The 18,955-nt window shown below is 69.3% G+C and carries 26 protein-coding genes; 10 read left to right on the top strand and 16 right to left on the bottom strand.

The annotated features are described in order from the left end of the window. Window positions 1–3: 3 nt before the first annotated feature. The 5 genes from BN976_RS27265 to BN976_RS27245 all read right to left on the bottom strand — a co-directional run bounded on the left by BN976_RS27265 (window position 4) and on the right by BN976_RS27245 (window position 3,220). A complete protein-coding gene (locus BN976_RS27265; protein WP_036375737.1) occupies window positions 4–450 on the bottom strand; it encodes a hypothetical protein in 447 nt (148 codons plus the stop codon). Between the two features lie 75 nt (window positions 451–525). Beyond that, on the bottom strand, window positions 526–1,449 hold the full coding sequence (locus tag BN976_RS27260) for a CopD family protein (protein ID WP_011782797.1): 924 nt from the start codon (window positions 1,447–1,449) through the stop codon (window positions 526–528). Then, complete coding sequence (locus BN976_RS27255) at window positions 1,446–2,000, bottom strand: copper resistance CopC family protein (RefSeq protein WP_011782796.1); 555 nt, start codon at window positions 1,998–2,000, stop codon at window positions 1,446–1,448. Before BN976_RS27255 ends, BN976_RS27260 begins: the two co-directional genes overlap by 4 nt. Window positions 2,001–2,037: 37 nt before the next feature. After that, complete coding sequence (locus tag BN976_RS27250; RefSeq protein ID WP_011782795.1) at window positions 2,038–2,559, bottom strand: hypothetical protein; 522 nt, start codon at window positions 2,557–2,559, stop codon at window positions 2,038–2,040. A gap of 4 nt (window positions 2,560–2,563) precedes the next feature. Further along, window positions 2,564–3,220 carry a DUF6474 family protein gene (locus BN976_RS27245; protein ID WP_011782794.1) on the bottom strand — a complete coding sequence of 219 codons (657 nt, stop codon included), beginning with the start codon at window positions 3,218–3,220 and terminating at the stop codon, window positions 2,564–2,566. A 212-nt stretch (window positions 3,221–3,432) separates the two neighbouring features. Between BN976_RS27245 and BN976_RS33905 the strand changes: the two genes are divergently transcribed. The 3 genes from BN976_RS33905 (at window position 3,433) to BN976_RS27230 (ending at window position 6,152) form a co-directional block, all read left to right on the top strand. Further along, window positions 3,433–4,413 carry a hypothetical protein gene (locus BN976_RS33905; protein WP_036375734.1) on the top strand — a complete coding sequence of 327 codons (981 nt, stop codon included), beginning with the start codon at window positions 3,433–3,435 and terminating at the stop codon, window positions 4,411–4,413. Window positions 4,414–4,476: 63 nt separating this feature from the next. Continuing rightward, on the top strand, window positions 4,477–4,968 hold the full coding sequence (locus BN976_RS27235) for an ImmA/IrrE family metallo-endopeptidase (protein WP_011782792.1): 492 nt from the start codon (window positions 4,477–4,479) through the stop codon (window positions 4,966–4,968). Beyond that, the gene (locus BN976_RS27230) at window positions 4,965–6,152 is read left to right on the top strand and encodes a hypothetical protein (RefSeq protein ID WP_036375731.1); all 1,188 of its coding nucleotides are present in this window, start codon (window positions 4,965–4,967) and stop codon (window positions 6,150–6,152) included. Before BN976_RS27235 ends, BN976_RS27230 begins: the two co-directional genes overlap by 4 nt. A 30-nt stretch (window positions 6,153–6,182) precedes the next feature. On the opposite strand, the gene BN976_RS27225 is transcribed toward BN976_RS27230, so the two are convergent. From BN976_RS27225 to BN976_RS27210, 4 genes are all read right to left on the bottom strand, one after another. Beyond that, the gene (locus BN976_RS27225; RefSeq protein ID WP_011782790.1) at window positions 6,183–6,581 is read right to left on the bottom strand and encodes a helix-turn-helix domain-containing protein; all 399 of its coding nucleotides are present in this window, start codon (window positions 6,579–6,581) and stop codon (window positions 6,183–6,185) included. Window positions 6,582–7,082: 501 nt separating this feature from the next. Continuing rightward, window positions 7,083–7,616 carry a hypothetical protein gene (locus BN976_RS27220; RefSeq protein ID WP_011782789.1) on the bottom strand — a complete coding sequence of 178 codons (534 nt, stop codon included), beginning with the start codon at window positions 7,614–7,616 and terminating at the stop codon, window positions 7,083–7,085. 164 nt (window positions 7,617–7,780) lie between these two features. Next, window positions 7,781–8,203 carry a superoxide dismutase, Ni gene (gene sodN, locus BN976_RS27215; RefSeq protein WP_011782788.1) on the bottom strand — a complete coding sequence of 141 codons (423 nt, stop codon included), beginning with the start codon at window positions 8,201–8,203 and terminating at the stop codon, window positions 7,781–7,783. A gap of 154 nt (window positions 8,204–8,357) precedes the next feature. After that, window positions 8,358–9,761, bottom strand: coding sequence for an IS1380-like element ISMva3 family transposase (locus BN976_RS27210; RefSeq protein ID WP_036375728.1), 1,404 nt, complete (start codon window positions 9,759–9,761; stop codon window positions 8,358–8,360). Window positions 9,762–9,888: 127 nt separating this feature from the next. On the opposite strand from BN976_RS27210, the gene BN976_RS27205 reads away from it, so the two are divergent. After that, window positions 9,889–10,230, top strand: a complete 342-nt coding sequence (locus BN976_RS27205) for a S26 family signal peptidase (RefSeq protein WP_011782787.1) — start codon at window positions 9,889–9,891, stop codon at window positions 10,228–10,230. A gap of 11 nt (window positions 10,231–10,241) precedes the next feature. On the opposite strand, the gene BN976_RS34085 is transcribed toward BN976_RS27205, so the two are convergent. Beyond that, a complete protein-coding gene (locus tag BN976_RS34085; protein ID WP_165804608.1) occupies window positions 10,242–10,397 on the bottom strand; it encodes a hypothetical protein in 156 nt (51 codons plus the stop codon). 390 nt (window positions 10,398–10,787) lie between these two features. Between BN976_RS34085 and BN976_RS27200 the strand changes: the two genes are divergently transcribed. Genes BN976_RS27200 through BN976_RS27190 form a run of 3 tightly spaced genes read left to right on the top strand, consistent with a single transcriptional unit; the run spans window position 10,788 to window position 13,003 of the window. Beyond that, window positions 10,788–11,129, top strand: coding sequence for a rhodanese-like domain-containing protein (locus BN976_RS27200; protein WP_011782786.1), 342 nt, complete (start codon window positions 10,788–10,790; stop codon window positions 11,127–11,129). 28 nt (window positions 11,130–11,157) lie between these two features. After that, window positions 11,158–12,177, top strand: coding sequence for a DUF4328 domain-containing protein (locus BN976_RS27195; RefSeq protein ID WP_036375725.1), 1,020 nt, complete (start codon window positions 11,158–11,160; stop codon window positions 12,175–12,177). Between the two features lie 4 nt (window positions 12,178–12,181). Continuing rightward, window positions 12,182–13,003, top strand: a complete 822-nt coding sequence (locus BN976_RS27190; protein ID WP_011782784.1) for a glycerophosphodiester phosphodiesterase — start codon at window positions 12,182–12,184, stop codon at window positions 13,001–13,003. Window positions 13,004–13,016: 13 nt separating this feature from the next. Here the strand turns inward: BN976_RS27190 and BN976_RS27185 are convergent, their stop codons facing one another. Beyond that, a complete protein-coding gene (locus BN976_RS27185) occupies window positions 13,017–13,571 on the bottom strand; it encodes a ferritin (RefSeq protein ID WP_036375716.1) in 555 nt (184 codons plus the stop codon). Window positions 13,572–13,695: 124 nt separating this feature from the next. Then, window positions 13,696–14,652, bottom strand: a complete 957-nt coding sequence (locus tag BN976_RS27180; protein ID WP_375167632.1) for an LCP family protein — start codon at window positions 14,650–14,652, stop codon at window positions 13,696–13,698. Window positions 14,653–14,675: 23 nt separating this feature from the next. Between BN976_RS27180 and BN976_RS34510 the strand changes: the two genes are divergently transcribed. Continuing rightward, window positions 14,676–14,864: a hypothetical protein gene (locus tag BN976_RS34510; protein ID WP_235622151.1), complete on the top strand. Its 189-nt coding sequence runs from the start codon at window positions 14,676–14,678 to the stop codon at window positions 14,862–14,864. A 133-nt stretch (window positions 14,865–14,997) separates the two neighbouring features. On the opposite strand, the gene BN976_RS27175 is transcribed toward BN976_RS34510, so the two are convergent. Next, window positions 14,998–15,765 (bottom strand): CPBP family intramembrane glutamic endopeptidase, encoded by a 768-nt coding sequence (locus BN976_RS27175; protein ID WP_011782781.1) that lies wholly within the window; start codon window positions 15,763–15,765, stop codon window positions 14,998–15,000. Window positions 15,766–15,802: 37 nt separating this feature from the next. After that, window positions 15,803–16,603 (bottom strand): DUF2470 domain-containing protein, encoded by an 801-nt coding sequence (locus BN976_RS27170; RefSeq protein WP_011782780.1) that lies wholly within the window; start codon window positions 16,601–16,603, stop codon window positions 15,803–15,805. A 112-nt stretch (window positions 16,604–16,715) separates the two neighbouring features. On the opposite strand from BN976_RS27170, the gene pheA reads away from it, so the two are divergent. Continuing rightward, window positions 16,716–17,654, top strand: a complete 939-nt coding sequence (gene pheA / locus BN976_RS27165) for a prephenate dehydratase (RefSeq protein WP_011782779.1) — start codon at window positions 16,716–16,718, stop codon at window positions 17,652–17,654. After that, a complete protein-coding gene (locus tag BN976_RS27160; RefSeq protein ID WP_011782778.1) occupies window positions 17,651–18,355 on the top strand; it encodes a histidine phosphatase family protein in 705 nt (234 codons plus the stop codon). The genes pheA and BN976_RS27160 overlap by 4 nt, the downstream gene beginning before the upstream one ends. Here the strand turns inward: BN976_RS27160 and BN976_RS27155 are convergent. Next, a complete protein-coding gene (locus BN976_RS27155) occupies window positions 18,335–18,535 on the bottom strand; it encodes a hypothetical protein (RefSeq protein ID WP_036375980.1) in 201 nt (66 codons plus the stop codon). The two genes, BN976_RS27160 and BN976_RS27155, sit on opposite strands and share 21 nt — an antisense overlap. 63 nt (window positions 18,536–18,598) lie before the next feature. Beyond that, window positions 18,599–18,952: a metallopeptidase family protein gene (locus BN976_RS27150; protein WP_036375713.1), complete on the bottom strand. Its 354-nt coding sequence runs from the start codon at window positions 18,950–18,952 to the stop codon at window positions 18,599–18,601. Window positions 18,953–18,955: the final 3 nt, after the last annotated feature.

Genomic DNA, 18,955 nt, shown 5'->3' with positions numbered 1-18,955 from the left:
CGGTCAGCGGTCGCTGTTGCGGCGCGCGGCCAGCAGGATGACCACCAGCGCCAGTACGCCGGCGACCAGTGCCGCCACGATCGGCAGGCGCGACGAGTCCAGGCCGGCGGGCGGCGCGGGGGGAGGTGCCGAGACCGCAGTGCTGGCGGTAGCAACCGTCGACTTCGCCTGTGCTGCAGTCTCTTCGGCGGCTGCTGCCAGACTGGCCTGCACCGGCGGCGCCTCCTTGGTGGGGGCGGCCTTGGTGGGCGCCGCTTTCTTCGCGGCGGCTTTCTTCACGGGCGCTTTCTTGGCAGGAACCTTTTTGGCTGGAACCTTTTTGGCCGGAGTCGCCTTCTTCGACGGCGCAGCCTTCCTGGCGGCGGCCTTCTTCACCGGCGGGACCGGTGGTGGCGTCGCAGGGGTTGCGGTATCGGGACTTTCGTCGGGCCGATCCGGCTCGTCCGCCATTTCGCTGCTCCTTTGAGTGTCTGCACCCGGCAGTGACCCCATCATGCCAGGTCGCTGTGAGGGTCCTCGCCGGTGTCAGCCGGTCACCGACAACACCGCGGCCGCGGCCACGGTGGCCGCCATCAAGGTCAGTTCCGTGTAGGCCCGGGTCCGCGACACCGCGGCGGTGCTGCGGTGGGTGCGGGCCGCGGGCAGCCACAGCTCACGGTTGCGCCATGCGAGCGCGATGAGCACCAGTGTCAGCGCGATCTTGAGGGACAGCACCCTGCCGTACCCCGTGGCGTACAGCGCCGCAGGGGACTCCAGCACCGTCACGCCGGCTGCGATACCGCCTGCCAGCAGCGCGGCCACACAGCCCAGTGAGAGTTGGGAGAACCGGGGCAGAACCCGCGCCCATTGCCCCCGGTGATCGACCGTCAACACCAGACCCGCCAGCGTGCCGCACCACAGCGCCGCCGCCAGTGCGTGTACCGCGATCGAGACCCCGCCCAGAACGCTGCCCGACAGGTGCCCGGTCAGCGGGTGCCCGATGACGCCGATGCAGGCGAGCCCCGCGCCGGCGATGCACGCAGGTCCGGACCTCGGCGCCACCGACGTCACCGCGCACACCGCTGCGGCGGCGAGCACGGTGAGCAGACCCGCCCGGCCCGGCGCGGTGTATGCGGCGAATTCCCACGCCTCACGCAGGCCCAGACCGGTGACCGTGGTACCCGCCGCCTCGGCGCCGGCGAGCGCGAGCCGCACCAGTTCGGCGACCACCCAGACTGCCGACGCCGACACCAGAGGTGCGGTGGCCCGACGGACGAGTTCGTCGCGGTATCGAGGTCCGTCCAGCGCAGGCACCACCGCCAGCCCGAGCGTCACGACCGCGGCGCCGTCGGCCACGGCCCTCGGCACCGCCGATGTCAGCGAGCCGGCCGGGTAGGCCAGCGCCCACGCCGCGACGCAACTCGCCACGGTGACGAGCGCACCGCCCGCCACCGCCCGCCGGTGCGTCACGACCTGCGCCGAACCGCCCACAGCGCACCGGCGGCCACGATGACCGTGGCCGCCGCCACGAACGGCCAGACGGGCAGCCCGTCCGAGGGCGCGTCTCCGGCGGGGGCGGCCGCCGTGGTCGTCGGGGGCGTCGCCGACGAGGCGGCCGGGGGCGTGGGGCCCGCCGCCAGTACGCGGTAGGACCACGCACCGGTCACGACGTGGCCGTCGGCGGAGGTGGCGCGGTAGTTCACCGTGTAATCGCCTGCCGGCCCGCCCGGCCGGACCGGCACGCTGATCACCGTGCCATCGACGATGGGGGCCCCCTCGGCCCACTGCACGCCGTCGGGGCCGATCACCGTCATCGCCGCGAACTGGGCCTGCATCGGTTCGTTGAAGGTCGCGGTCACCACCGCCGGCGGCTGCGCCAGCTCCGCGTTGTCGACGGGATCGCCGGCGATCCTGGCGGCATGGGCCCAGGCGGCAGCGGCGTAGCCGAGGGCGCCGGCGAGGAGGCCGAGGGTTGTCAGCGCGACGAGGAGGACGTGCGTGGCACGTTGTACTGCAGTCATTCGATTGTTGCTTTCTCGGTCGGTAGGAGGGTGTCGGTCAGCAGCGCGCGCCGGCCGGTGGACCTCGATACGACATCGAGCAGGCGATGAGCAGGGTCGAGCGCATGGGCTGGTCGGCGGCGGTGGCGCTGAGGCGCGACACGGACGCAAGCGGCGGGTTGGGCCGCCCGACCAGCCGTAGCACCTTCGACAGCACTCGGCACAGCCGGGCTCCGGTGTTGATCAGCAGCCCGCCGACCACGACGGCGACCGCGTGGGCAGAGACCATCGCCGCGGCCGGCGGCGCGGCGTGGGCATGCCCACCGGCGGCCAGGACGACGTGCCCGACCAGCTGTCCCGCACCCAGCAGGCACACCATCACGCGCAGATCGTCGGCGCCTGACACCGAGGCGGCCAGGCCGCCGACGACGGCCGCGACCACCAGGAGCTGCACCGTGGCCGCTCCGGCGAGAACGGCGCCGCCGCCGACGCCGTGCGCGGCGAGCGTCAGCGCGGCAGTCAGCAGGCCGGCCGCCGCACCGCGCAGAGCCGCCGTGGCCTCCGACGTGGCCTGAGACAACGGGTCAGACCACGCCCAGGCGGGCCATCAGGTCGGCGTCGATACCGTCGAGCTGCTCGGCGATCGCCGCGTGTGCGGCGCGCCGGCGCGCCGACGGCATGTTCTCGGCGGCGGCCACCGCGGCGCCCAGGTCACTCAGCCGCTCGGTGATGGCGCCGACGAACTGTTTGGTCTCGGCGTCCTTGGGCTTCTTGTCGGCGAGCAGACGCAGCGAATGCTCGGCCCCGGCGATGCGCGCCGACAGTTGCGCGCCGTGCCCGGAGAACTGGCCGAGCTGGCTCAGCGGGACACCGAGCCGGTCAGCGCGGCGCTCGTCGATCAGCCCCCGCGCTGAGATCGACGCGCGGTACACGAGCGGGACCACCACCGGGGCCAGCAAACGCGACACCGTGAGTGCCCTGCGAACTCGGGTGGGAGAGAACAGCTTGCCTTCGCGGGCCGCCTTCAGCTGCGTTTCAGCAACCTTTAGTGCGGCGCGGTCACTGGCGCGTTGCGCCTTCAGCTGCGCGTTGAGCGCACGCGCCTCCGCCTTCTGCTCGGCCTTGAACCTGCGGACCTCGTTCTTGGCCGCCAGCTTCGCCTCGAGCTTGGCCTTGGCCTTGATCGCACGGGCCTCGGCCCTGCGGGTAGCGCGGGATTTGCGTCGCTTGAACAGACTCATCCCTGCGGCCTCCCGGTCGACTCTTCGGCACGTTCCGCCGTGATGCGGCGGTGACGGTGTCCCACACTATCGTTCGCCGATGACCCCGGCGCCTCCGCGCCCCGGTCGACCGATCGGTTTGCTCTTCTCAGCAAACCGCGATTGCCCTTTGTGCGAGAATCGTCGCACATCGGGGTCGGACGGCGGCAGGTCCGTCGAAGGGTGGTGACGACGTGGGTTCGCGTGCGCGTGTCACTGCAGCGGCCTGCCTGATGGCCTCTGGCCTGCTGGTCGGAGGCTGGACCACCGCAACCGCATCGGCCGACACAGGCACCGCCGCCAACGCGGACGCGGACGCGACCGGCGGTGGAGCCGACGACCGGGCCCGGCCGGACACCGCCGCGGCGGCGGGCGGCGGCACGGACCGCGACCCGGATGTCGAGCCTGCGGACGGCGGGGCTGTCGCCGAGTCCGACGACGCGGGCGACATCACGGGCCGCGACACCGACCCCGAACCGCTGCCCGATCCCGCCGACGGCGAACCGCAGCCTTCCGAGGATGCGCCCGTGGCCGATAAAGAGCCGGAGGAGCCGCGCCCGCCCTGCTGCAAGGACGGCGACAAGGACTGCGAACCCGGATGGCCGTGGCCGTGGCCGTGGCCCGACGATCCGGACGATCGGCCCAAGCCGGATGACGGCTACGGCGAGGGCCGTCCGGAAGGGGTGCCCTCCGTCCGTCCGCTGCCTGGCGGGGTCATCCGACCGGGAATCGAGCCGCCGGTGGCGGAGCCCGAGGATCCCGGCGTGCTCGACACCGTGCCCGGAATCGGCGTCGCCGCCGGTAACGGCCCCGAGGCGCCGATCAGCGTCCCGATCCTCGTGACCGTGCCCACCGGAGGCGGCGCGTCGGCCGGACCCTCCGTGGCCGGCTCGGGCGGGGCTTCCGCCTCGCCCCGACAGATCGTCGAGTCGACCCCGCCGAGGCAGCTCTCGCCGGCCCCCGCCGGCCGCGACTTCGCCGTCCCGCCGTCGGTCAACCGCGCCGGGTACGGCGATTATCTACGCAGCGCCGGCATTTCACAGGTGGCGGCGTTGGCGGTGCCGGGTCTGGCCGGAATCCTGATTCTGACCGGAGTCGGCGGGTATGTCGGTTACCGCCAGGCCAAAGCAGGACAAGGAGTGCGCGCCAGCGGAATTGCGCGATTCATGAACTAGAACGAACTGCTCACCCGGCCGGGATGAGCAGCGCATAGTGGAATCCATCGAGAGGGGGGATTTATGTCCGCGAGCCGCAGCGTCACCCGAGCGGTCAGTGACGTGCTCGACCTCGCCCCGCGGCGGGGCGAGGTGTCGCTGCCCCGTCTGGTCGAAGCGGTCGGCGAAAGCCGCGGCCGGCCCATCGAGCTGGCGACGGCCGAACTGCCGCCCGGCGTGTGCGGCCAGTGGCGTCAGTACGTCGACCGCGACGTCTTCCTGATCCAGCAGGGTCTCCCAGCCTGGGATCGCACCCTCGCCCACGAGTTGGGGCATCTGGTGCTCGGTCACGAGGGCATCCCGGTCGTCCAGGCCGCCATGGAGAGCACGGAACTGGCCAGCTCGGAGCTGATCGGCTACATGCTCAACCAGCGCACCGGCTGTATGGGCCCCAGCGGTGAGGACGCCGAACAGGAAGCCGAGGATTTCGCCGCGCTGCTGATCTACCGGCTGGGACGGCTGCCGTCAGACCGCTCGTCGATCGTTCAGGTCCGACTCGGAGAGGCGTTTGGTTGATCGTCTGGGTGATCGCCGGTCTTCTCGGGCTGGCCACCGGCCTTCGCATCGGCTGGGCGCTGGTTAACAAGCAGTCGCTGGTCAGCACCGCGATGATCCTTGCGCTCGGCAGCCTGGGCCTGGTCGCCGCGCTCAACTGGCAGCCGCTGACCCTGTTGATCGACACCCTGCTGCGCTGGCCCAACATCTCGATCGGGCTCAGTCAGGTGGCGCTGGTCGCGTGCGCGGCGGGCAGTTGCGTGATGATCACCACGGTCTCGTCGAGTCGTGCGCCGGCGACCGCCAGGCGGATCGCGGTCGCGCAGTACGGCGTGGCCGCCGTGATCGCGGCCGTCAGCCTTGCCGTGTTCCTGTCGGCAGGCCAGCAGCCGGAGATGTCGCCCGAGGAGTACCTCAGACGCAACCTGGGCTCTGGCGGCAACGCCCTGCCGTGGCTGCTCCCGCTTCTCTACGTACTGATGGCGCTGAGTCTGGTCGTGTGGGCCGGGCTGCGCCACTCGAATCGGACCCGGCGCGGGCGGGCGCTCTTCGTCTTCACGGTCGGCATCGTGCTGATCGTGTTGGCGTCGGCGTTCTTCCTGCTGCGAGCGGCGGGGACCACCGGCCCAGTCGGTGTGGGTGCCGCGGCGACGCTGCTCGGCTGCGCGATGCTGATCGTGGCGGCCGGCTCGCTGCTGCCGAGCCTGGAGGACTGGTTCGGGGCGCATCGGGAGCTGCGCACGATCCAGCCCATTCTGGACGAGCTCGGCCATCGACACCCCGACGTGGGCATCGGTGTCCGGCCGCGCGGGCCGCTGGCCTTCCGCGTGGCCGAGCGGATGTCGTTGATCTCCGACGCCCTGTTTCTGGAGGCCACCACCGCCGACGGTGCGCTGCGGCCCGTCGACAGCAGCGGCGCCGACGTGACCGACCTCGAGGATCTGATCACGCGAGAGGACCTGGAGGCACCTGACGTGCCACCGGCTGAACAGGCACGCGCCGTGGCCGAGTGGATCTTCGCCGGCCGGGGTGGCGCCGCGGGGGATGGACGGGCGAAGTTCCCGGGGCTGGCATGGCTGCGCCAGCCGAGCACGTTCTCAGACCGTGAGTGGATTCTGGAGATCGCTCGCCAGTATCGAACGCTGACCGCGGATGCCGTCCACGCCGTCCCAGAACGCGCCGGCCAGGGTGCGGTTGCCGACTAAGGCGCCGGCCATGACAACAGGCTAATCAGGTCAGTCGTCGAGGTTCTCGCGACGCCGCAGCTCATCGACCTTCTGGACGATGTCCTGCTTGGCTTCCGCGGACAACCCGACAGTCCGTGCCGCAATTCTGCGAACCCCTTCGTCGCGCATCCCGGCGAGCAGCGTGAGCTCCTTGTCGAGCTTCTCGTAGTACTCGTCGTCGGTGAAGTACGCGGGCTTGATCCGGAAGAAGTTGGCAAGCGCCGCCATCGTTGCCACCGAGGGATTGGTTCGGTTGCCGGAACGCAGCTGCGACAGGTACGGCGCGGACATGGTGACGCCCTCCGCTTTGAGTGCTGCGATCACCTCAGCCGAGGTGTGCGGCCCACGTCCGGGCGGGTAAACCGTGTCAAACAATCGGTTGAGGCGGGCGGCAAACGTGTTGCTCATCGGGTTGACCTCCACATACAGGCGAGCGGGTTCATAGGGCGGCGTATTTGCTGATCATCGTAGCGACAGTTGTGGTCCCAACCAAGTGCAAACCGAGTAAAAGTCAACTCGGCCCGCAATGTGATGCGCCGCTACTGGTGTGAACGGCGCCGATATTCACACCTTGTGCTGCCACAGTACGGTGCGGTTAAGCAAATAATAACGGCTCCGTAGCCAGCATACTCGCGCCCCTTTGGCAGCTCTGGTCACAGGAGTTTCATCCTTTACCGCCGGCAACCGTCAACTCTTTGCATTGGCAAGCCAATTTTCGTTTGCTGAGGGGCCCGGGGCCCGATAGTGCCGGCGCCGTCCCCGGCCGACTTCTCGCCAAGTGGCACGGCAAACTCCGGGACTCCACGGACAGCGGGCCGCTGGTAAAGCTGTCAGTAGCCAGTGGCAAGCCGGGAGCGGGGCGGCTGTGCGCCTGCTGTCAAGACGGTCACAGAACTGCTGTGAGGGCCGCTACGCGGCCAGCAGCATCGCGAGAATCGCGGTGTCGGGATGGCTGATCGGATCGACCCCCACACGGCTGACCATCGACGTCACGGTGCCGTCCGACTCCGCCTCGACCCACGCGGCCCGATGCTCAAGCCCGAGGTGGGGCAGCCCGGGCAGCAGGACGCATCCGGAGGCTGCGCCGGCGCATTCGGGGAGTGACGGCGTGGTCTCGGACGGCGGGTGCAGCATCATCAAGGCGGGAGGTTGGCGGTCGGCGAAATGCCCCGGCGGCACGGCGGCATCACCGACCACCGTGCCTTCGGCGAGCACCAGGCCGACGGTGCCCGGCTCGGGCTCGTCGGGGAGCTCTTCGCGGGCACCGAAAATGGTTGTGGTGGAGAGCAGCCCGGGCATCGACGCGACGCGGACCGCCACCATGAGCAGTTGCGCCCACTCCTTGGTGGAATCTGGCCAGCGGCCGGAGACGACGAACCCCTTGAGAGATCCGCGTGAGTGAAAAGGGGCGATCTCGATCGCCCGCCCGGACCCGAAATCCATTTCGCCTCCTGGCATCCAGACCAATGCCCGACACGCCCCTGGGTCGATCCGCCCAGAATGCGGCAGACAGCCGTTGGCACGCAAGTGGACACGACTGCCAGGTCACGAAAAAGCCCGGCTCGGTCAGTGACCGAGCCGGGCGACGTTGGTAGGTGAGGCGGCCGTCAGGCAGGCGGGTAGACGCCCATCTGCTTGCCCTTGTCGGTCTGCCAGAAGATGTCGGAGATCTCGTCGATCGTCTTGAGCAGCTTCTCGGCCACGGCCGGGTCCAGCGACTTCTTCACGTCGCCCGCGCCGTGCACGCCGTCCCAGAACAACTGGTGCAGGTTCGGGAACTGCTCGAAGTGGTCCTTGGTGAAGAAGTCGGCCCACAGCACCATCAGGTGATGCTTGACCTCTTCGGCCTGGCGCTCCTTGATGATGATGGCGCGGGTCTTGAAATGCTCGTCGTCGGAGTCGTGGTACTTCTGAATCGTCTTGAGGCAGGACAGTGCCTCGATCTTGGCCTGCGCGGGGTCGTAGACGCCGCAGTACAGATCGCAGTGGGCGTGGGCGGGAGTTGCGTTGGCGAACAGTCGATGCAGCATGGCCCTAACTTACCCTTAGCCTCGATCCGTGGATCGACCCTGTTGAGGTTCTTGTGGCTGGTTCTTGTCGTGCGCCCAGATCGTGGGCAGCCTGTAGCTGCTGGTCTGCCCAGCTTTTCCTGTGATGTTCTTGTCGAGGCCTGTGGGCCGGTGGTCAGTGGGTCGCAGCAGTTGGCGGGCTGTGACCGATGGTGTTGCGCCACAATGTGAGCCACTGCTGGGCCCACGGCCAGTGGGTGGGTAGGTGCAGGATTGCTCGGCGTTGCGGCCGAGCCAGTCGGGCCGGGATGTTGACGAACTTGCGGCGCAGTGTGGCTCCTCGCGCGACCGCATGGACACCTCCGGCGAGCACCCCGACGGCGCGCAGCAGGTTATAGGCGATCGCAGCACACAGGATCCAGGCCGAGTTCGCGCCGAACCGCCCCGAGGGCATGTGCGCCAAAGGTCCGTCGATCAGGTCGGCGAACACGGTTTCGATGATGGCGTGGCGGCGATGGGTGATGTCAGAGGCGTCGACGGGTTCGTCGGAGTCGGTGAAGAACGGGTGGTACCGCCACACCGGAAACAGCGCATCGAGGAACCGGGCGTCTTTGACCCGGCGCACGATCAACCGTGCAGTGACCGGGGTCTTGGTGGAACTGAAAGCGGTGTATGTGGTTTCGGCGACTTCGGCATCGGAGATCCAGGCGCCGGTGTCGGGGTCGCGGACCGCGCCGGGATATTTGACCGGAACCCAGGCGCTCTCGGAAATGGACTCGATGGCTGCAGCGACGGCGGCGGTCTTGGTCAGCACCAGCGAGAACCGGGCTCCGGCGCGACGGCAGGCGGCCACCACGGCGCTGTTGCCGTAGGCCGAGTCACCACGCACCAGGATCTGCCCGGTGACACCGCTGGCGCGGGCGGTGGCGACCGCTTGGGCGATCATCCGGGCGGCGCCTTTGCCGGAGTTGGTCTTGCCCGCCCGTAGCCGGGCTCCGGTGATCACCGGAGCTGCTGTCTCGGTGCTGATGGTGGTGACCAACGGGGACAGACCCTTGCGCAGGATCTGCTTGCCGGCGATCTTGGTGTGCCCGTAAGAGGCGCCTTGCTTGGCGCGGCCGTAGACCGGGCGCAGCAGCGAGTCGATATCGACAAACGCCCGCTCATCGCTGCCCGGCAGCAGTTGGACGCGCTCACACAGCCCGGCCAGATGCTCTCGTAGAACCGATTCGAGTTGGCGGGCGTGTCCGAAGGTGAACTCCCGCAACAGTGTCCCGATGGTCGAGGGAGCGTACACACCGTCGAACAGTGTCTTCATCCCACCGCTACGCACGAGGTCGAGGTCATCAATGCAGTCCGCGCCGGCGCACATCCCCGCGACCACGGTCGTCAGCTTCGGTGCCGGGTTGGCCGATCCGGACTTGATCCGCGGCTCGGTAATGCGCACCTTGGCGGCCAACAGCTGTGCCAACCCCGTCTGGGCGGCCAACGTCATCACCGGGACCAGTCCTGCGCACGACACGAGATGGTCATCATCGAAGACCGCCGACGACGCGGCGAACTTATGGGACACTTGCACCGGAAGTGCCTTTCGGAGTTGTGTCGATAAGTGCGTAGAGAACACTCATCATCACAGCTCAGAGGGCACTTTCCTCGTTACGACACCCGATGACCAGCTGATTCATCGGTGGATCGAGGCTTAGGCGATGCGCGGAAACCATGGGCCACGGGCGCCGCGGTTCCGGTGGCCGTTACGGCGTTTCGTGGTCGTCGAGGACTCGATGCGTCCGACGCTGGAGCCCGGTGACGGCCTGCTGGCGCTGCGCGGTGGCACGCCAAAACGAGGGCAGCTCAGGGTGTTTCCCGATCCGACACGTGCGTCGCGGTATCTCGTGAAGCGGGTGGGTGGGGTGCGTGGCGGAGAGGCCGTGATGTTCGAGGCGTTGTCCGACAACGCCGATGCGCCGGGAGTGACCGACTCGCGGGTGTTCGGCTGGGTGCCCGCGACGCGTTCCTACCGGGTGGTTTGGACGGTCCGGAAGGGCTGAGCCGTGCCGGGTCAGTACAGGATGATCAGCGCGAGGACGCCGAGAAGGACGAGTGCGATGAGCCCCGCGCGCAGACAGGCCATCAGCTGACTGCGGGTGTACACGCGCGCAGAGGTCTGCCACTCAGACGGCGGAAAGGCCGACCCAGAGCCCATCGAAGACGCCATCAGATGCTCCTCACCTGCACGCTGCTTACCTCCCCCAGCTCACGGTTCCAGTGACATCAGTCACAACTACACTCGTGTGACGGCGATCATAGCGCTTGGTGTGCGCTGCCGGAAATCGAGTCCGGACGACGTCCCTCCAACGCCGAATTACTTAGCAGTGCGAGGCATTTCGCTCGCAGCGATGCGGGCCTGTTGATCGTCACCGGAACGCCGGCGAGGTTATCCACAGGAAGACCGCCCGACGGCGCGGACTGGCTAGGTCATGGCCGCTCGGAGCCCCTCCGGATCCTGTGCATGAACCTGTGGAAACTGTGGATAGCCGCCCCCGGTCGGCGATATTGCTGCACCCCGATCCCGGCCGGCCGGGCAGGGGCGTGTCAGCATGGGGACATGGATGACACCGACGTGCCGCAGGCCTCGATCGGCGACGTTCCGGTCGACTTCGACGAAACCGTGGTCCTGCTGGACGTGCGCGAGGACGACGAGTGGCAGCGCGGCCACGCACCGGGCGCCCAGCACATCCCGATGGGTGACGTGCCCGCGCGTCTTGCCGAGATCGACACCGAGGCCCAACTCTTCGTGGTCTGTCATGCAGGCGGCCGCTCCCAGCGGGTTGCGCAATATCTGGCACGCAACGGCTACGACCCGATCAATGTCGCCGGGGGCATGTTGGCCTGGGCCGGCGCCGGGCGCCCAGTGGTGACCGACGGCGGGGACTCGGGCGCGATCTGACCTACGCTGTCCTGGTGAGGCTGGTCCGATGATCCAAGTGTGTTCCCAGTGCGGGACGCGGTGGAACGTGCGCGACCGTCAGCGGGTGTGGTGCCCGCGCTGTCGCGGCACGCTGCTCGCGCCGTCGGGCCACGCTGCCGGCCACGGGTGGGACCCGCGGCAGGCTTCCCCGCAGGACGCGCGGCGCCAGGGGGCACGTCTGCCGTCCGGATACCGCTGGGTCGCCGTGCGTCCCGGTGCGCCGCCGCGCCCGCCGCGCCGCCGCCGGGACCTCGGCCCGACCCCGCGCTATCTGAGCATTCCGCGGTGGGGCCTGGTCGAACGTTTCGACGTCCCGGTCGAAGACGCCGCGCAGCGCAAGGGCCCGTCGGTCAACGCGGTGCAGATGACGCTGGTGGCCACGATGGCGGTGCTGGGCGCCGCGGCGTTCGTCCACGTGGTGCGCTACGTGTTGTTGATCGTCAACCGCTCGGTGCTGCTGAACCCGTGGATCGCCGGGGCGGCCACCTGGGGCGGTGTCGCCGTGAGCGTCGTCGCGGTGTTCCTCACCGTCGCTAGCCTCGTGGTACTGACCAACTGGCTGATCGCACGCCGGTCCGCCGCCTTCGCCCACCAGGGTCACCGGGATCCGCGGTCGGCATGGGTGCTGCGGCTGGGGTGTCTGACCCCGTTCGTCAACTTGTTCTGGGCGCCGGTGTACGTGATGGAGCTCGCCGACGCCGAAGGGCGGCAGCGCTGGCTGCACCGGCCGATCGTGGTGTGGTGGCTGTTCTGGGTCGCCAGCACGACGGTGTCGACGTTCGCATTCGCGACCAGCTTCACCGCGGACGCGCAGGGCATCGCCGACAACACGGTGACCACGATCGTTGCGTACCTGTTCGCGGCCGCGGCGCTGCTGTCGGCGCTGCGGGTATTCCTCGGTTTCGAGCGTCAGCCGGTGCAGCGGCCGTCCCGGCGGTGGGTGACGGTACGGGTCGATGCCGGCGAATCGGATGACGCCGAACCCGCGCGTGCAGTTGAGAGCAACGGGGAGAACCCGGCAGCATAGCGGTATGAGCTCCGGCGAGACGTTCGGCGGCCACCCCTTCGTGGTGGCCCACCGAGGTGCCTCGGCTGACCGTCCGGAGCACACCCTGGCCGCCTACGAACTCGCCCTCGGCGAGGGCGCCGACGCCGTGGAGTGCGATGTCCGACTGACCCGCGACGGTCATCTGGTGTGTGTGCACGACCGCCGGCTGGACCGCACGTCTACGGGCAGCGGCCTGGTGAGCGAGATGACGCTGGCCCAGCTGCGGGACTTCGACTTCGGGTCGTGGCATCCGAGCTGGCGGGCCGACGGAAGCCACGGCGACACCGGCCTGCTGACCCTGGACGACCTCGTCAGGCTGGTCCTGGACTGGAACCGGCCGGTCAAGATGTTCATCGAGACCAAGCATCCGGTGCGCTACGGCGCATTGGTGGAGAGCAAGGTGCTCGCCCTTTTGCATCGGTACGGCATCGCCTCGCCGGCTTCGGCCGATCTGTCGCGCGCGGTGGTGATGTCCTTCTCCGCCGCCGCGGTGTGGCGTATCCGGCGCGCGGCCCCGCTGCTTCCGACCGTGCTGCTCGGCGAGACATCGCGCTACCTCGGGGGCAGCGCGGCCACCACGGTAGGTGCCACCGCAGTGGGGCCGTCGATCGCAACCCTGCGCGAGCACCCCGAACTGGTGGACCGGGCCGCCGCGCAGGGTCGCGCGCTGTACTGCTGGACCGTCGACCACTACGAGGATGTCGAGTACTGCCGTGACCTGGGCGTGGCGTGGATCGCCACGAACCACCCAGGCCGCACCAAGGGCTGGCTGCAGGACGGTCTGACGGGCGCGGGGCGCGACTAAGACCAGATGGCCGCTAGAGCGCGCCGCCCGCGGCCCTGGGCGCCGACGGATCCGCCGCGCCCGGGGTGATCTCGCGTGCCACGTAGTCCTCGAGCTGGAACAGGTCGGCGCCCGCCCGATCGGCGATACGCACCAGCGTCGTCATCAAGGCGACCTCTTCGACCTGCTCCTTGAGGAACCACTGCATGAACTGCTCGCCGAGGTAGTCACCCTCGTCACGGGCCGTGCCGGCCAGCCGGCTGATCTGCTCGGTGACCGCACGCTCCAGGTCGAGCGCAAGGGCGATGGCCTCGCGCGGGGTCTCGAAGGTGTTGCGGACCGGGTCGACCGCCGGGATCTCGGCCGGCACGCCACGGTCGATCAGGTACTGCACCAGCATCATGGCGTGGTTGCGTTCCTCGACCGACTGGCGATAGAAGAACTTGGCCAGCTGGGGCAGGTCGGAGCTGTCGAAGTGCACCGCGATGGCGAGATACTGCTGCGACGCGCCGAGTTCGCTGCGCACCTGTTCGTTGAGAAGGCTGTGGAACTTGGTGTCGACCGCATCGAGAGCGCCGGGAGAAGTCATTTCTCCAAGATAGACCAGGTCAGGTTGCATATTCATCCAAGGTGAACCTTACTTCGGCAAGGGTTGGCCAGCTTTGCCTAAGTTAGGTCAGCCAGTGTGATGCGCTGAACAATGTTTGCTGCGATCAGGGGTTGGCCGCGTCGAGGACGTCCTGTGGCACCGGTGTGTCCGACGCCAGCGCGCCGAACAGACGTTGGGCGGCCTCGCTGTCCCACACCACGATGGAGCCCGACCCGTTCTCGGTGAACTCGCCGATCGGGACGGTGACGTTGACGATGTCGCCGCGCAGCGCCCACGCCAGGCGCGCCAGGTCCCAGATGTGGTCGCCGTCGTTGACGGTGACGGTGTCGGCCGCCGCGCGGGCCATCGGATACCACTTCAGCGGGTTGAGCAGCACCGTGGGGCTGGCCGCACGGTCAACCAGAGCCGACATGAACTGTCGCTGGTTGGCCATCCGGTCCAGGTCGGCCCGCGCGGTCGCGCGGGAGCGGACGTAGCCCAGTGCCGTCCGCCCGTCGAGGCGCTGGCATCCGGCGGGCAGGTCGATACCGGCCAGCGGGTCGCTGATCGGTGCCTCCGGACACATCGTCACGCCGCCGACCGCGTCGACGAGTTCGGCGAATCCGCCGAATCCGATTTCGGCGTAGTGGTCGATACGCAGACCGGTCGCCAGCTCGACCGTTCGGGCCAGCAGGCGGGGGCCGCCGACGGAGAATGCCGCATTGATCTTGTCGCTGCCGTACTCGGGGATCGACACGTAGGAGTCGCGGGGGATGGACACCATGGTGGCCGGCGTCGCAGAGCCCAGCCCGGGCAGGTGGACCACGAGGATGGTGTCGGTGCGGCTGGCGCCGAGGTCACCGCCGGTGGCGAGTTCGGCCTGCTGTTCGGGTGTCAGCCCTTCGCGCCCGTCGGAGCCGACGAGCAGCCACGTGGTGCCCTCACCCTGTGCGGGCCGGTCGGAATAGTCGGTCAGTGCGGAGATGCGGGTCAGTGCCGAATCGATCCACACACCGGCCGCGACGGTGCCGGCCGCGAGCAGCATCACGATCACCAACGCGACGCGGAAGAGTCGGCGCACCCGCCGGGGCTTCTTCCGCGTGGGTGACGGTGGACGCGGCGGTGGGGAAGGCGCCGCCACCCGACCGTGCCGCGGTGGCGGTGGCGGTTGCCGTGGCGGCGGCGGGGGTGGGGGCGGTGACGGTGGTCTGGCGGGTGGCGGCGCGGGCCGGTGCACCGGGGTCGGGGGATTGGGCGGCCACGCGGGGCGGTAGTTCGGGTCGCGCCGGATGATCTGCGACGGCTCCCGACGGCGCGGGGTCCCGCGCTGGGGAGGAGGCGGCACCGGCCCGGGGAAAGGCGGCCGCTTGTCGGTCACGACAAGAATGTACGCGCCGGCAGCACGGGTGGCGGTGACGCCGCGCGTTCAGATCAGCCAGCCGAGCCGACCGTGAAGCAGCGAATACCCGACGAATGCGACGGCATCGATCAGCGTGTGCGCGATGATCAGCGGCCACAGCCGGCCCGTGCGCTGCCAGGTGTAGCCGAACACCAACCCCATCGCGACGTTGCCCAGCCCCGCGCCGAAACCCTGATAGAGGTGATAGAGACCGCGTAGCAGGCTCGAGATCACCAGCGCCAGCCACGGATTGACCCTGAGCTGGCGCAGCCGGGTGAGCAGGAAGCCGACGACGATCACCTCCTCGGCCCATCCGTTGCCGAAGGACAGCAGCAGGAGCAGCGGGATACGCCACCAGGTGTCGTTGAGCTCGGCGGGTTCGACCGAGGCGTTGAGCCCGAGGATGCGGGCGATCTGATACAGCGCCAGGCCGGGCACCCCGATCAGCATCGCCAGCCCGACCCCGCCGAGAAGGTCTCGGCGCCAACAGATTCGGCCCAGGCCGATGCGGGCGGGACCGTCGCCGCTGCGCCACAGCAGGTACACCGCGAGCGCCCCCCAGGCCAGCAGCTGGAACAGCCGGGCCAGGTTCAGTCCGAGGTCGATCAGATCGAACGGCGAGCGGGTCGGGTTGAGCGCGATGGTCTGGCCGGACAGGCCGAGCAGCACACTCTCGATCAGGCTGAGCAGCGCGGTGTAGGCGCTGAGGGCGAACGTGACGGCAAGGACGACGGCGATCTCGATTCGCAGGGCGCGCCGCTGCGCGTCGGTGGGTTCGTCGTCGGTCGCGCTCACCGCAGTCACGGTAGCGGGCGCCCGGACGGCGCGGCGCTCACGCGCCGCGTGCGCGCAGCCCGTTGAGGAAGGGGCAGCCCATCAGCACCCGGATGGCCTGGCTCAGGCCCGTCACATCATCGACCGGATGGGCGAACGGCAGCCGGACATCGTGGTCACCGTCGGCGCCCTCCACCCGCAACTGCACGCCGTAGCGGTCCAGGCCCAGCGGCCGCACCCGGCCCCGGCGCAGCGAGGCGGGCAGGCGGGCGGCAAGGCGGTCGACGACGTCCCGGTGCGCCGACTCCATGTGCTGCAGCCAGCAGGACTCCATGCCGCAGAACGGATCCGGTCGGGCACCGAGCAGTGCGCTGAGCGCGACGGACTCGGCACCGGTCGCGTCGGCGACGACCACGGATTCGATCTCCAGGCGCATCAACGCCAAACGGGTGTCTCCCTCGCCCTGAGAAGACCCTGAATTAACCTGCAGCAGAGCGGGATTGGGCTCGGTACTGGCGATCAGGTCCAGCAGTGCGGGAACCTCGCCGATCGGCACGTCCCGCAGCCTGCCCTGGATCCAGACCAGCGACCGGACCGGCTCGCGCAGCGGCAGCGGTGCGTAGTCCGTCATCTCCAACACTGCCTGCACGCCGGCGTTGCCCGCGGAGACGACCGTTGCGACCAGCGATCCGTCGCAGGGCACGGTGATCGCGAACGACCCGTCGTCGAGCAGGTGGTGTACCGGCGTGGTGGTGGGATCAAGGCCCTCGACGGCCAGCATTGCGCCGCCGGACCGCGCGCACGCGCTGCGGATGCGCTCTGCCGTCGTGGGGGCTGAAGTGGGTGCCGGGGATGCCATCACGCCGCCTCTCTGTTGGTAAGGTGAGCCTAACTTAACTACTGCGGGGCTGACGGCGCAAGGCCTTCGCGCAGCGGAATGGGATTACCGGGCAAACCGATAAAGTGGTGCGGTGCCCGGCATCGCATACCTCGGACCCGAGGGGACGTTCACCGAGGCCGCGCTGCGCGCCCTCCAGGCCCACGGGCTGATCCCGTCCACCGCGCCGGACGCCGCGGGCGCCGACGAGGTCACTCCAATCGCCGCCGACAGCACGTCCGCCGCGTTGGCCGCCGTGCGGTCTGGTGACGCGGACTTCGCGTGCGTGCCGATCGAGAACTCGATCGACGGGTCCGTAATCCCGACGCTGGACAGCCTTGCCGATGGCGCCGCCCTGCAGATCTACGCCGAGCTGACCCTCGACGTCTCGTTCACGATCGCGGTTCGCCCCGGGACCGCCGCCGCGGACGTCCGCACGGTGGCGGCCTATCCCGTGGCCGCCGCCCAGGTCAGGCGGTGGCTGGCCGCACACCTGCCCGAAGCCGAAGTGGTTCCGGCGAATTCGAATGCCGCTGCGGCGCAGGACGTCGCCGCCGGCCGCGCCGATGCCGGGGTCAGCACGGCGCTTGCGACGCAGCGCTACGGGCTCGAGGCGCTGGCGGCGGACGTAGTCGACGAGCCGAACGCCCGGACCCGGTTCGTGCTGGTGGGTCGGCCCGGGCCGCCACCGAAATGCACCGGCGCCGACCGCACGTCGGTGGTGCTGCAGCTCGACAACGTGCCCGGTGCCCTGGTCTCGGCGATGACGGAGCTGGCGGTCCGCGACATCGACCTGACCCGCATCGAGTCCCGGCCCACCCGCACCGGGCTGGGCACCTACAAGTTCTTTCTGGATTTCGTCGGCCACATCGAGGACCCCCCGGTCGCCGAGGCGCTGCGGGCGCTGCACCGGCGCTGCGCCGATGTGCGTTATCTGGGCTCGTGGCCGACGGGTGACGTGGTCGGCGCCGCGCCCCCGCCGATGGACGAGTCGGCATCCTGGCTGGAAGGGCTGCGGGAGGGCCGGCCGTGAGCGGACGTCTCGTGCTGGTGCGCCACGGCCAGTCGCACGGGAACGTGGCGCGGCGCCTGGACACCAGACCCCCGGGCGCCGAACTGACCGATCTGGGTCGCGAGCAGGCCCGGACTTTCGCCCGCGAGCTGACCCGTCCGCCCGCGATGGTCACGCACTCGATCGCCACACGGGCCGTCCAGACGGCCGGCCACATCTATTCGGAGCTCAGCGGCGTCATCCGATCCCAGTCCGGCACGCTCGAGTTCGAAGGCCTCCACGAGGTTCAGGTCGGTCACCTGGAGGATCGCTGCGACGAGGCGGCGCACGATGAGTTCAACGCCATCTACCAGCGCTGGCACGGCGGCGAACTCGACCTCGCGATGCCCGGCGGTGAGTCCGCCCAGCAGGTGCTCGACCGGTACGTGCCGGTGCTCGAACAGCTGCGTATGCGGTACCTCGAGGACGGGTCATGGCACGGCGACATCGTCGTGGTCAGCCACGGCGCCGCCATCAGGCTCGTCGCCGCGGTCCTCGCGGGCGTCGACAGTGGATTCGCCGTCGACCATCATCTGGCCAACACCGAATCGGTGGTGCTGGCCCCGGTGACCGAAGGTCGGTGGAGCTGTGTGCAGTGGGGCAAGCTCACCCCGCCGTTCGGGCCGGAGGCGCCCGTCGTCACCAGTCCGGAAGCGGCGCAGTCAGCCGACCCGATGGGGTGAGAGCTGCGCCGCCTCGTCGCAGGCACACCCTACGGCGACGCAGTCGAGATGCAGTTCGTGGACGCCGGCGGCGATGACGCAGCCGTCCTCGGTGCATTCGGTGCGGCGGTAGGGGTGGTGGATGAGAGCGCCGTGGCAGTGCTCCAGCCCAAGACGGCAGGCGCGGCACTGATTGGTCATGTGCCGTTCATAGCACTCGCCGGTGACGGATTCCGGTTGCCGCGCGGCCATTTCGCGATCCGGTCAGCCCCAGCCCAGCTCGTGCAGCCGATCGTCGTCGATACCGAAGTGGTGCGCGATCTCGTGGATGACCGTGATGGCGACTTCGTCGACGACCTGCTGGTCGCTGTCGCAGATGTCCAGTAGCGCGTCGCGGTAGATGGTGATGGTGTCCGGCAGCGACCCGGCGGCATACCAGGAGTCCCGCTCGGTCAACGCGATTCCCTCGTAGAGCCCGAGCAGGTCCGGTTCCTCCTCGTTGCGGTCGGCAACCAGGACCACCACGTTGTCGATCGCCTTGGCCAGCTGGGGCGGGACGAGATCGAGCGCGTCGCCGACCAACTCTTCGAACCGTTGCGGGCTCATCCGCACGGTCACCGG

It is taken from the genome of Mycolicibacterium austroafricanum (genome assembly GCF_000612725.1).
GTDB lineage: Bacteria > Actinomycetota > Actinomycetes > Mycobacteriales > Mycobacteriaceae > Mycobacterium > Mycobacterium austroafricanum.
Note: the sequence above shows the minus strand (reverse complement) of the source record. Positions and strands in the feature narration are given on the sequence as shown.

Excerpts from the sequence above, each read along its gene's own strand:
- BN976_RS27265 (WP_036375737.1), bottom strand. The coding sequence starts at position 450 with ATGGCGGACGAGCCGGATCGGCCCGACGAAAGTCCCGATACCGCAACC.
- BN976_RS27255 (WP_011782796.1), bottom strand. The coding sequence starts at position 2,000 with ATGACTGCAGTACAACGTGCCACGCACGTCCTCCTCGTCGCGCTGACA.
- BN976_RS27245 (WP_011782794.1), bottom strand. The coding sequence starts at position 3,220 with ATGAGTCTGTTCAAGCGACGCAAATCCCGCGCTACCCGCAGGGCCGAG.
- BN976_RS27235 (WP_011782792.1), top strand. The coding sequence starts at position 4,477 with ATGTCCGCGAGCCGCAGCGTCACCCGAGCGGTCAGTGACGTGCTCGAC.
- BN976_RS27225 (WP_011782790.1), bottom strand. The coding sequence starts at position 6,581 with ATGAGCAACACGTTTGCCGCCCGCCTCAACCGATTGTTTGACACGGTT.
- BN976_RS27220 (WP_011782789.1), bottom strand. The coding sequence starts at position 7,616 with ATGGATTTCGGGTCCGGGCGGGCGATCGAGATCGCCCCTTTTCACTCA.
- sodN (WP_011782788.1), bottom strand. The coding sequence starts at position 8,203 with ATGCTGCATCGACTGTTCGCCAACGCAACTCCCGCCCACGCCCACTGC.
- BN976_RS27205 (WP_011782787.1), top strand. The coding sequence starts at position 9,889 with ATGCGCGGAAACCATGGGCCACGGGCGCCGCGGTTCCGGTGGCCGTTA.
- BN976_RS34085 (WP_165804608.1), bottom strand. The coding sequence starts at position 10,397 with ATGGCGTCTTCGATGGGCTCTGGGTCGGCCTTTCCGCCGTCTGAGTGG.
- BN976_RS27200 (WP_011782786.1), top strand. The coding sequence starts at position 10,788 with ATGGATGACACCGACGTGCCGCAGGCCTCGATCGGCGACGTTCCGGTC.
- BN976_RS27195 (WP_036375725.1), top strand. The coding sequence starts at position 11,158 with ATGATCCAAGTGTGTTCCCAGTGCGGGACGCGGTGGAACGTGCGCGAC.
- BN976_RS27190 (WP_011782784.1), top strand. The coding sequence starts at position 12,182 with ATGAGCTCCGGCGAGACGTTCGGCGGCCACCCCTTCGTGGTGGCCCAC.
- BN976_RS27185 (WP_036375716.1), bottom strand. The coding sequence starts at position 13,571 with ATGACTTCTCCCGGCGCTCTCGATGCGGTCGACACCAAGTTCCACAGC.
- BN976_RS27170 (WP_011782780.1), bottom strand. The coding sequence starts at position 16,603 with ATGGCATCCCCGGCACCCACTTCAGCCCCCACGACGGCAGAGCGCATC.
- BN976_RS27155 (WP_036375980.1), bottom strand. The coding sequence starts at position 18,535 with ATGACCAATCAGTGCCGCGCCTGCCGTCTTGGGCTGGAGCACTGCCAC.